The organism is Streptomyces sp. NPDC059373, assembly GCF_042751495.1.
Lineage (GTDB): Bacteria > Actinomycetota > Actinomycetes > Streptomycetales > Streptomycetaceae > Actinacidiphila.
Map to the genome: position 1 here is coordinate 1 of NZ_JBHYXC010000055.1, position 10,689 is coordinate 10,689.

At 69.1% G+C, this 10,689-nt stretch carries 9 protein-coding genes; 4 read left to right on the top strand and 5 right to left on the bottom strand.

Annotated features, from left to right (window positions below; translation table 11 throughout):
- Positions 1 to 122: 122 nt before the first annotated feature.
- On the bottom strand, positions 123 to 653 hold the full coding sequence (locus ACFXJ5_RS37415) for a VOC family protein (RefSeq protein ID WP_384641710.1): 531 nt from the start codon (positions 651 to 653) through the stop codon (positions 123 to 125).
- 58 nt (positions 654 to 711) lie between these two features.
- On the opposite strand from ACFXJ5_RS37415, the gene ACFXJ5_RS37420 reads away from it, so the two are divergent.
- On the top strand, positions 712 to 1,353 hold the full coding sequence (locus ACFXJ5_RS37420; protein WP_384641712.1) for a LysE family translocator: 642 nt from the start codon (positions 712 to 714) through the stop codon (positions 1,351 to 1,353).
- A 24-nt stretch (positions 1,354 to 1,377) separates the two neighbouring features.
- Entirely contained in the window at positions 1,378 to 1,680 is a 303-nt protein-coding gene (locus tag ACFXJ5_RS37425) for a chorismate mutase (protein ID WP_384641715.1), read from the top strand.
- Between the two features lie 81 nt (positions 1,681 to 1,761).
- On the opposite strand, the gene ACFXJ5_RS37430 is transcribed toward ACFXJ5_RS37425, so the two are convergent.
- The 4 genes from ACFXJ5_RS37430 to ACFXJ5_RS37445 all read right to left on the bottom strand — a co-directional run bounded on the left by ACFXJ5_RS37430 (position 1,762) and on the right by ACFXJ5_RS37445 (position 8,490).
- Complete coding sequence (locus ACFXJ5_RS37430) at positions 1,762 to 3,150, bottom strand: OFA family MFS transporter (RefSeq protein WP_384641717.1); 1,389 nt, start codon at positions 3,148 to 3,150, stop codon at positions 1,762 to 1,764.
- Positions 3,151 to 3,412: 262 nt separating this feature from the next.
- Positions 3,413 to 5,554, bottom strand: coding sequence for an acetate--CoA ligase family protein (locus tag ACFXJ5_RS37435; protein WP_384641720.1), 2,142 nt, complete (start codon positions 5,552 to 5,554; stop codon positions 3,413 to 3,415).
- A gap of 3 nt (positions 5,555 to 5,557) precedes the next feature.
- Positions 5,558 to 6,787, bottom strand: a complete 1,230-nt coding sequence (frc, locus tag ACFXJ5_RS37440) for a formyl-CoA transferase (RefSeq protein ID WP_384641723.1) — start codon at positions 6,785 to 6,787, stop codon at positions 5,558 to 5,560.
- Positions 6,788 to 6,798: 11 nt separating this feature from the next.
- Positions 6,799 to 8,490, bottom strand: coding sequence for a thiamine pyrophosphate-binding protein (locus ACFXJ5_RS37445; protein ID WP_384641726.1), 1,692 nt, complete (start codon positions 8,488 to 8,490; stop codon positions 6,799 to 6,801).
- A 164-nt stretch (positions 8,491 to 8,654) separates the two neighbouring features.
- Between ACFXJ5_RS37445 and sucC the strand changes: the two genes are divergently transcribed.
- A complete protein-coding gene (sucC, locus tag ACFXJ5_RS37450) occupies positions 8,655 to 9,794 on the top strand; it encodes an ADP-forming succinate--CoA ligase subunit beta (protein WP_384641730.1) in 1,140 nt (379 codons plus the stop codon).
- 5 nt (positions 9,795 to 9,799) lie between these two features.
- Positions 9,800 to 10,675 carry a succinate--CoA ligase subunit alpha gene (gene sucD / locus ACFXJ5_RS37455; protein WP_384641733.1) on the top strand — a complete coding sequence of 292 codons (876 nt, stop codon included), beginning with the start codon at positions 9,800 to 9,802 and terminating at the stop codon, positions 10,673 to 10,675.
- Positions 10,676 to 10,689: the final 14 nt, after the last annotated feature.

The window sequence follows — 10,689 nt, forward strand, 5'->3', positions numbered from 1 at the left end:
TCAACGACGTCCCCCAGCCTGGCGGCTGGGAGGTGCCCCCACCGCGTCGCTTCCCTCCTCCGCCTTGCGATCACAGGCGCCAGACCCCGCTCCTTATCCCACGGAGATCCACAAGACAGGCCCTAGCCCTTCGGGCCGGCCAGCAGCGGGACACCCTCGAACTGCCCGAGGTTCTCGCGGTAGAGCTCGAGGTTGAGGCCGTTGGGGTCGCGGACGTAGAGGCTGTTGTCGACGCCCCGGTCGGGGCCGAGGTAGTCGAATCCGGCCGCGTCGAAGCGCTCCTTGGCGCTCGCGAACTGCTCGGCCGTCACCGAGAGCGCCATGTGCTGCAGGCCGCCGATGGTCTCGTGCTGCTCGGGGTGGTCATGCCCGGGGAAGTCGAAGAAGCCCAGCAGATTGTTGTTGCCGATGTCGAAGAAGAAGTGGCTGGAGCCTGCGTAGTCGCGGTTCTCGACCAGCTCGACCAGCGGGAAGCCCAGGAAGTCCTGGTAGAAGGCGATCGTCTCCTCGACGTCCTTGCAGATGAAGGCCGCGTGGTGGATGCCCGACGCGGTCGTCGCCGGCCGCTCCTCGGGGGACCGCAGATACTTCGTACGCAGTGCCTCCCGGCGCTCGCGCACCGCTTCCAGCTCCTTGCCCTGGGGCTCGGTCATGATCGCCTCCTGAGATATTTGCGTGCCGGTTGACACCTACCCGCTATATCTTCCCGGAATGGTGTCACTCGACCGACTCGCCGCCTTCGCCGCGATGTCTCTGCTGATCTGCGTGATCCCCGGCCCCAGCGTCCTGTTCGTGATCGGCCGGGCGCTCGCGCACGGCCGCAGGGTCGCCCTCACCTCTGTCGTCGGCAACACTCTCGGATCGTACGTCCTGGTGACGGCCGTCGCCCTGGGCGTCGGCCCCGTCGTGGAGCGCTCCGCGCTGCTGTTCGCCGCCCTGAAGCTGGCGGGTGCCGGGTATCTCGTCCACCTCGGGGTGAAGGCGCTGCGACAGCGCAAGGCCCTGCTGCTGACGGCAGGGGAGCCGCAGGCACCGCGGCGGGGTCCGCTGCGGACGGTGGGGGAGGGGTTCGTGGTCGGGGTCTCGAACCCGAAGACCATGGTGTTCTACGCGGCCGTGCTGCCGCAGTTCGTGGACCGTGCCGCCGGTCAGGCCACCGGGCAGATGCTGCTGCTCGGCCTGATCTTCAACGGCATCGCACTGGTCTCGGACTCGGCGGTGGGGCTGGCGGCGTCCGCGGCCCGCTCCTGGTTCGCGCGCTCGCCGAAGCGGCTGTCCATGATCGGCGGGGCGGGCGGGCTCGCGATGATCGGGCTCGGCGTCACGGTCGCGGTGACCGGTCGCGGCGACTGATCACGGCCACGTTAATGTGGCCCGATGAGTGACGAGCACGAGGTGCTGGAGCGCCTGCGGTATCTGCGCGGAAGTATCGACAACCTGGACGCGGCGCTGGTCCATCTGCTCGCCGAGCGGTTCAAGGCCACCCAGCAGGTGGGTGAGCTGAAGGCCGCGCACGATCTGCCGGCGGCCGACCCGGCCCGGGAGGCCCAGCAGATCGAGCGGCTGCGGGCGATGGCCGAGGACGCACATCTGGATCCGGCGTTCGCGGAGAAGTTCCTGAACTTCATCATCGACGAGGTCATTCGCCACCACAAGGCGATCGCCGAACGGTCCGCGTGAGTTCCCGCGGGCGTTCGGCGTGAGATCGGCCTGAGGTCGGCGTGAGCGCGGCGGTCGTAGGCACAGACCGCCGCGCACCCGTCATATTATTTCGCGGCTGATCGGCTGAGGATTGGGCTGGATCCCACGCAGTCGCTCACGCCCCGGCTGCCGGAGCATCATGGACAGAACGGCCGCCACCAGGGCGATGACACCCGCGAGCGAGTACGCGCCGTGGTAGCCCCAGGCGGCGATGACCATGGCGCCCATACCGCTGCCGGCGAGGCCGCCGACCAGCTTGGAGCTGTAGACCAGGCCGTAGTTCTGGGCGTTGTTGTTCTCACCGAAGTAGTCCGGGACCAGGGCGGCGAACAGCGGGTAGAAGGAACCGCCGCCGAACCCGGAGATGAAGGCGAAGACCAGGAACAGCGGTTCGTTGCCCGCGTCACCCGCCCACAGCACCCCGAACTGCGATCCGCCCAGGATCACCAGCACCGCGGTGAGGGTCTGCTTGCGGCCGAACCGGTCCGACAACCAGCCGCATGCGGCGCGCCCGGTGCCGTTGATGACGGCCATGACACCCATCGACGAGGCCACCACCAGCGGGCCGAAGCCCATCTCCTTGGCGAAGGGCACCTGGAAGGAGATACCGAAGATGGAGACGCCCGCGGTCATCATCAGGCAGAACCACATCAGCGGGAGCATGCCGGTCCTGATGGCCTCCGCCGGCCCGTACTGCTTGACGGCGGGCGGGTTCTTCAGCAGCGCGGCACTGGCCTTCTTGTCCGCGTTGAAGGCCAGCGGGTCGATGTGCGAGGGCCACCAGTTCTTCGGCGGGTCCTTGAAGAACAGCCCGGAGATGCCCACCAGCAGGAGCACGTACACCCCGACCAGATCGAGCACGACGGAGAAGTTCTTCTCGTCGAAGGCGTAGGTGAAGATGAAGATCAGCGGCACCGATCCGTAGGCGAAGCCGCCGTTGACGAAGCCCGTCTTGGCGCCCCGGCGTTCCGGGTACCACTTGCCGACCATGTTGATGCAGGTCGCGTAGACCATCCCGCCACCCGTACCGCCCAGGACACCGAAGCCCGCGATGGCGACCGCGAGATTGGGTGCGTGGCTGAGGGTGAAGAACCCGATTGCGGCCAGAGCGGCGCCGATCAGCATCGCCGCCCGGGCGCTGAGGACGCCGCGCTCACGCAGCCGGCCCGCCGGGAAGGCCACCCCGGCCTGGAACACCGTCCAGACGCTCAGCAGCCAGAAGGTGTTGGTCGTGGTCCAGTTGTGCACCGAGGAGAGGGTCTCCTCGGCCGATCCGTACGCATACTCCGCGACGCTGATGCCGATCATCGCTGCCCATGGCAGCAGCACCATCCTCAGGCGGGAACCGCCCAAAATATCGCGGTCGGTCTCTCCGGTCCGGTACACCCGCCCGTTCGCGTCCCGGACCTCCGTGTACGGAGTTGTCGTCGTCGTTGACGTTGTTGACATTTACCAGTCACTCCCCTGCGTCGAAAGAGCATGCCAGCGCCCCCTGGCGATCTCCGTTCGTCCTTTCGGGGCGGGTCCGGCCGCCGCGGCTCGCGGAGCCCGGACCCGTCATACGCGTGCGCCAGGCGCTACGCGGTGTGCGGTGGCCGGACCGGGGCAGTGCCCGGGCCGGTCGGCCGCTTCGTTTGCGGGCCATGATTGCCCGCCGGTGGCGGCGATCGCGGCGGTGGTCGCGGATCTCCCGGGACCTCACGGTCGGTGATCATCGCGGAAGCAACCCCGCAGCCCGCGCCCAGCGATACTTCGCGCCGAGAGCCGCCACCGGCTGTTCCGTGGTGTACGGATACGCCACGACGCCGCGTCGGAAGAGGTACGCGCTCGCTTGCTCCACCTCCGTGTCGCCGGCCAGTGAGACCACCACCGGCTTGTTGATGCCCTTGGCCTTCGCCTCGGCGACCACGCGCGCGGTCAGCTCGGCGAAGACCATCGGCGGGGTGACGATCGTGTGCCAGTAGCCCAGGATCAGCGCGTGGACCCGCGGGTCCTCCAGGCCGAGCCGGATCGTGGCCTCGTACGTGGACGGCGGCTCGCCGCCGGTGATGTCGATCGGATTGCCGGCCGCGCCGAACGGCGGGATGTAGCGCATGAACGCCGCGTCCAGGTCGGGTGGGATCTCCATCAGCTTCAGGCCGTTGTCCACGCAGGCGTCGGACAGCAGCACGCCCGAGCCGCCCGCGCCGGTGATGATCACGACGTTGTCGCCCTGCGGGGTGGGGAGTACCGGCAGCGCCCGTGCGTACTCCAGCATGTCCTTCAGCCCCGGCGCCCGGATGACGCCGGCCTGCCGCAGGATGTCGTCGTACACCTTGTCGTCACCGGCCAGCGCGCCGGTGTGCGAGCCGGCGGCCTTGGCCCCGGCGGCCGTACGGCCGGCCTTGAGGACGATGATCGGCTTCTTCCTGACGACCTCGCGGGCGGCCTCGACGAAGGCGCGGCCGTCCTTGAGGTCCTCCAGGTGCATGGCGATGCACTGGGTGTTGTCGTCCTCACCGAAGTACGTGAGCAGGTCGTCCTCGTCGACATCCGACTTGTTGCCGAGTCCGACGATCGCGGAGACGCCGGTCCGGGTGGTCCGCGCGAATCCGAGGATCGCCATGCCGATGCCGCCGGACTGCGAGGTCAGCGCCACCGGGCCCTTGACGTCGTACGGGGTGCAGAAGGTGGCGCAGAGGTCCTGCCAAGTGGAGTAGTAGCCGTAGATGTTCGGGCCGAGGACGCGGACCTTGTGCTCGGCCGCGATGGCCACGACCTTGTCCTGCAGGGCCTGGTCGCCGGTCTCGGCGAAGCCGGACGGGATCAGGACGGCGGCCGGGATCTGCTTGCGGCCGACTTCCTCCAGTGCGGCGGGCACCGCCTTGGCGGGGATCGCGAAGACCGCGACGTCGATCTCGGCCGGCACGTCCAGGACGGAGGCGTACGCCTTGAGCCCGAGGATGTCGTGCGCCCTCGGGTTGACGGGGTAGATGTCCCCTGCGAAGCCTCCGTCGACGAGGTTCCGCATGACGGAGTGGCCGATCTTCCCCTCCTCGTTGGACGCCCCGATGACAGCCACGGCACGCGGCTTCATCAGGCGGTTCATCGAAAAAAGGATCTCCTCGCGGGAGAACCGCGGTCGCTCCGCCGGCGTGCCTTCGGAGAGGATTACACGGATATCCGCCGCGAGCGCCCCCTCGGGCGTGGCGATTATCGGATTGAGGTCGACCTCGGCGATCTCCGGGAAATCGGTCACCAGCTGTGACACCCGGCGGATCTGCTCGGCCACGGCCCAGCGGTCCACGGCCGCCTGGCCTCGTACGCCGCGCAGGATCTCGGCGGCCTTGATGGAGTCCAGCATGGAGGCGGCCTCGTCGCCGGTGACGGGGGCGAGGCGGAACGTCACGTCCTTGAGCACCTCGACCAGGACCCCGCCGAGGCCGAAGGCGACGACCTTGCCGAAGGTCGGGTCGGTGACGGCGCCGACGATGACCTCCTGGCCGGGCGGCAGCATCTGCTGCACCTGGACGCCCTCGATACGGGCGTCGGGCGCGAAGGCCCTGGCGTTGGCGACGATCTTGTGGAACGCGCTCCGGACCTCGGATGCGGTGTGCACCCCGACCACCACGCCGCCGGCATCCGTCTTGTGCAGGATGTCGGGGGAGACGATCTTCAGCACCACCGGACCGTCGAAGCGGTGGGCGAACGCCACCGCCTCGTCCACGTCGGTCGCCAGCGCCTCGCCGGGGGTGGCGATGCCGTAGAGGTCGGCGAGGATCTTGCCTTCCGGGGCGGTGAGGGTCGTACGTCCGCAGGCGCGTACGGAATCCAGCAGGGCCCTTGCGGCGGCGCGCTCATCTTCGTCGGCCATAGGTCAGATCACCCCGTTCGTCTGCATCTCGACCAGCTCCGCGGGGGAGAGGCCGAGTTCGGTGGCGTAGATGTCGTGGTTGTGCTCGCCGAGCAGCGGCGAGCGCCGGACGTCGGCGGGGGAGTCGGACAGCTTCAGCGGATTCCCGACGGTGACGTACGAGCCGCGCTCGGGGTGCTCGACCTCGACGACGATCTCGTTGTCCTTGAGGCTGGGGTCCTCGATGATCTCCTTGGTGGAGAGGATCGGGCCGCAGGGGATGTTGTGCGCGTTCAGGGTCTCCAGCACTTCCCACTTGGGGATGGTGCTGGTCCATTCCTCGATCAGCTGGAACATCTTGCTCAGCTTGGGCAGCCGGGCCTCCGGGGTCGCCCACTCCGGGTCCTCGGCCAGTTCGGGTCGGCCGATGAGTTCGGTGATCGGCTGCCAGCCGACGGGCTGCACGATGACGTACACGTAGTCGTTGGGGCCGCCGGGCGCGCACCTGACCGCCCAGCCGGGCTGGCCGCCGCCCGAGGCGTTGCCGGAGCGCGGCACCTCGTCGCCGAAGTCCTCATTCGGGTACTCGGCGAGCCGGCCGTGCGCCAGGCGCTGCTGGTCGCGGAGCTTGACGCGGCAGAGGTTGAGCACCGCGTGCTGCATCGCGACCTGGACGCGCTGACCGCGCCCGGAGTGGGTGCGCTGGAACAGCGCGGCGAGGATGCCCGCCACGGCGTGCATGCCGGTGCCGGAGTCGCCGATCTGGGCGCCGGTGGCGAGCGGTGGGCCCCCCTCGAAGCCGGTGGTCGCCATCGAGCCGCCCATGGCCTGGGCCACGACCTCGTACGCCTTGAAGTTGGTGTACGGGCCCTCGCCGAAGCCCTTGATGGAGGCGTAGATGATCCGGGGGTTGATCTCCTGGATCCGCTCCCAGGTGAAGCCCATGCGGTCGATCGCGCCCGGGCCGAAGTTCTCGACCATGATGTCGGAGCGGGCGATCAGCTCGGTGAGGATCTCCTTGCCGCGCGGGGTCTTGGTGTTGAGGGTGATGCTGCGCTTGTTGGCGTTGAGCATCGTGAAGTAGAGGCTGTCGACGTTCGGGAGGTCGCGCAGTTGCTTGCGGGTGATGTCGCCGGTCGGGGCTTCGAGCTTGACCACGTCAGCCCCGAGCCAGGCGAGTATCTGGGTCGCGGACGGCCCGGACTGGACATGCGTCATGTCCAGGACGCGGATGCCTTCGAGTGCTTTGGCCACGGCGTGCCTCCTCACTTGTACATCGTCTGGTTCATGGTTCCGGGGGCGTACGCGTCCGGGTCGACCCAGACGTTGATCAGCGACGGCTTGCCCGACTCGCGGGCTCTGCGCAGCGCCGGGCCGATGTCGGCGGGGTCGCGGACCTCCTCGCCGTAACCGCCGAGCATCTGGGCGAACTTGTCGTAGTGCACGTCGCCGAGGGTGTTGCCGACCCGCTCGCGCTCCCGGCCGTACTTGGCGCACTGGCCGTAACGGATCTGGTTCATCGATGAGTTGTTGCCGACGATCCCGATGAAGGGCAGGTCGTAGCGGACCAGCGTCTCGAAGTCCCAGCCGGTGAGGGAGAACGCGCCGTCACCGAAGAGCGCCACGACCTCCTTGTCCGGCCGCGCCTGCTTGGCGGCCAGGACGAAGGGGATGCCGACGCCGAGGGTGCCGAGCGGGCCCGGGTCCATCCAGTGGCCGGGGGACCTGGGCTGCACGACCCGGCCGGCGAAGGTGACGATGTCGCCGCCGTCGCCGATGAAGATCGAGTCCTCGGTGAGGAAGTCGTTGATCTCGCTGACCAGACGGTACGGGTGGATGGGCGACGCGTCGGACCTCAGGAGCGGCAACCGCTTGTCCAGCGCCCTGGTCTCGACCACGCGCAGTTCGTCCAGCCACTCCTTGCGGCCCGTCGCGCCGACGTTGATCCGTTCCGACGCCGCTTCGGTCACGGCGGCCAGGACGAGTCCCGCGTCGCCGACGATGCCGAGGTCGATGTCGCGGTTCTTGCCGACCGTGCGGTAGTCCAGGTCGATCTGGACGACGGTGGCGGTGGGGGAGAGGCGCTTGCCGTAACCCATCCGGAAGTCGAAGGGCGTCCCGACGATGATGATCAGGTCGGCCTCGGTGAAGGCGTAGCGCCGCGACAGCTGGAAGTGGTGCGGGTCGCCGGGCGGGAGGGTGCCGCGCCCGGCGCCGTTCATGTACGCGGGCACGTTGAGGGTGCGTACGAGGTCGACGGCGGCGTCGGTCGCCCGGGTCGTCCAGACCTGGCTGCCGAGCAGGATGGCCGGCCGCTCGGCGTGGACCAGGAGGTCGGCGAGCTTCTCGACGGCCCCGGGGTCGCCGATGCTGCGGGTTGAGGCGCGGTAGGCGCCGGCCTTGGGGATGCGGGCCTTGTCGATCGGGACCCTGGAGTCGAGCACGTCGCGCGGGATCTCCAGGAAGGAGGGCCCGGGGGCGCCGTTGTAACACTCACGGAAGGCCATGGAGACCAGGTCGGCGACGCGGGCGGTGTCGGGCACGGTGGCCGCGAACTTGGTGATCGGGGTCATGATGTCGACGTGCGGGAGGTCCTGGAGGGACCCCATCTTGTGCTGGCAGTGGGCGCCCTGGCCGCCGATGAGCAGCATGGGCGACTCGGCGCGGAAGGCGTTGGCCACGCCGGTGACGGCGTCGGTGGTGCCGGGTCCCGCGGTGACGACCGCGACGCCCGGCTTGCCGGTGACGCGGGCGTAGCCGTCGGCGGCGTGCGCGGCCACCTGCTCATGCCGGACGTCGATCACGTCGATGCCCTCGTCGACGCAGCCGTCGTAGATGTCGATGATGTGGCCGCCGCAAAGCGTGTAGATGACGCCGACCCCCTCGGCCTTGAGGGCCTTGGCGACGAGATGCCCCCCCGAGACGAGGTCTGAGGTGCCGGAAGTGCGGTCGGACATGGCGCGTTCAACCCCTTCTGGTCCACGGTCTGTACATTGCATACAGGCGACGAATACTGTATGCAGACGGTTATCCCTCATCGGCAAGTCGATGTCCAGGGGGCGTGCACCGGATTCTCATCGGGACCTCATCCAAGAACCCAGCCAAGGGCAGGTGCGTGACGATGGATCTGTTCGAGTACCAAGCACGTGAACTGTTCGCGAAGCACGGTGTCCCCGTGCTCGAGTCCCACGTAGTCGACGAGCCCGAGGCCGCCCGCGAGGCGGCTCGCCTGCTCGGTGGCCACGCCGTGGTGAAAGCCCAGGTCAAGACTGGTGGCCGGGGCAAGGCAGGTGGCGTGAAACTCGCCTCGGACCCGGCGGAAGCCGTGGCCCACGCCGCCCGCATCCTCGGCATGGACATCAAGGGCCACACCGTGGAAAAGGTCATGCTGACCCCGACCGCGGACATCGCGGAGGAGTACTACGTCTCCTTCCTCCTCGACCGCACCAACCGCACCTTCCTGGCCATGGCGTCCGCCGAGGGCGGCATGGACATCGAGGAGGTCGCCGCCACCCGGCCCGAGGCCCTGACCCGCATTCCCGTCGACCCCGACGAGGGCGTCACGGACGACAAGGCCCGCGAGATCGTGATCGCCGCCGGCCTGCCCGACGAGGCGGCGCCCGTCCTGACCGCGCTGTGGCGGGTCTTCACCGAGGAGGACGCCCTCCTGGTCGAGGTCAACCCGCTCGTACGGACCGAGGAAGGCCGCATCCTGGCCCTCGACGGCAAGGTCACCCTCGACGCCAACGCCCGCTTCCGGCACCCCGCGCACACCGCATACGAAACCCCCGGCGAGGGCGACCCCCTCGAAGCCGCCGCCAGGACCAAGGGCCTGAACTACGTCAAGCTCGACGGCTCCGTCGGCATCATCGGCAACGGCGCGGGTCTGGTCATGTCCACCCTCGACGTGGTTGCCTACTCGGGTTCGGATCCCGCCAACTTCCTCGACATCGGCGGCGGCGCCTCCGCCCAGATCATGGCCGACGGCCTCGGCGTCATCCTCGCCGACCCGGACGTGCAGTCCGTCTTCGTCAACGTCTTCGGCGGCATCACCGCCTGCGACGCGGTCGCCGACGGCATCATCCAGGCCCTGGACCAGATCGAGCTGACCAAGCCGCTGGTCGTACGCCTCGACGGCAACAACGCCGAGCGCGGACGGGCCATCCTGCGGGACGCGGCGGCTTCGCTGGGTCCCCTCGTACAGCAGCTGGACACCATGGACGGCGCGGCCTCGCTGGCCGCCGAGCTGAGCAGGAGCTGATCCGTATGGCCATCTTCATCGACCGGAACAGCAAGGTCATCGTCCAGGGCATGACCGGCACCGAGGGCATGAAGCACACCCGCCGCATGCTCGCCGCCGGCACCGACATCGTCGGCGGCGTCAACCCGCGCAAGGCCGGCACCTCGGTCACCCTCGACGGCCGGACGATCCCGGTCTTCGGCTCCGTGAAGGAGGCGCTGGCCGCCACCGACGCCGACGTCACCGTGGTCTTCGTCCCACCTCCCTTCGTGCGCGCCGCCGTGGACGAGGCCTCCGACGCCGGCATCGGCATCGCCGTCGTCATCACCGAAGGCGTGCCGGTCCACGACAGCGTCGCCTTCCGGGCCCGCGCCGCCTCCTCCGGCACCCGACTCATCGGTCCCAACTGCCCCGGCCTGATCAGCCCCGGCCAGTCCAACGCCGGCATCATCCCGGCCGACATCACCACCGCCGGGCGCATCGGACTGGTCTCCAAGTCCGGCACCCTCACCTACCAACTCATGTACGAGCTGCGCGACATCGGCTTCTCCACCGCCGTCGGCATCGGCGGCGACCCGGTCATCGGCACCACCCACATCGACTGCCTCCGCGCCTTCGAGCAGGACCCCGACACCGACCTCATCGTCATGATCGGCGAGATCGGCGGTGACGCCGAGGAGCGCGCCGCCGCCTACATCGCCGACCACGTCACCAAGCCCGTTGTCGGCTACGTGGCCGGATTCACCGCCCCCGAGGGCAAGACCATGGGCCACGCCGGCGCCATCGTCTCCGGTTCCTCCGGCACCGCCCTCGCCAAGCAGCAGGCCCTCGAAGCCGCCGGCGTCGCCGTGGGACGTACGCCCTCGGCCGCCGCCCGTCTCGTACGGGACCGGCTCGCATGACCGGCGCGGAGCAC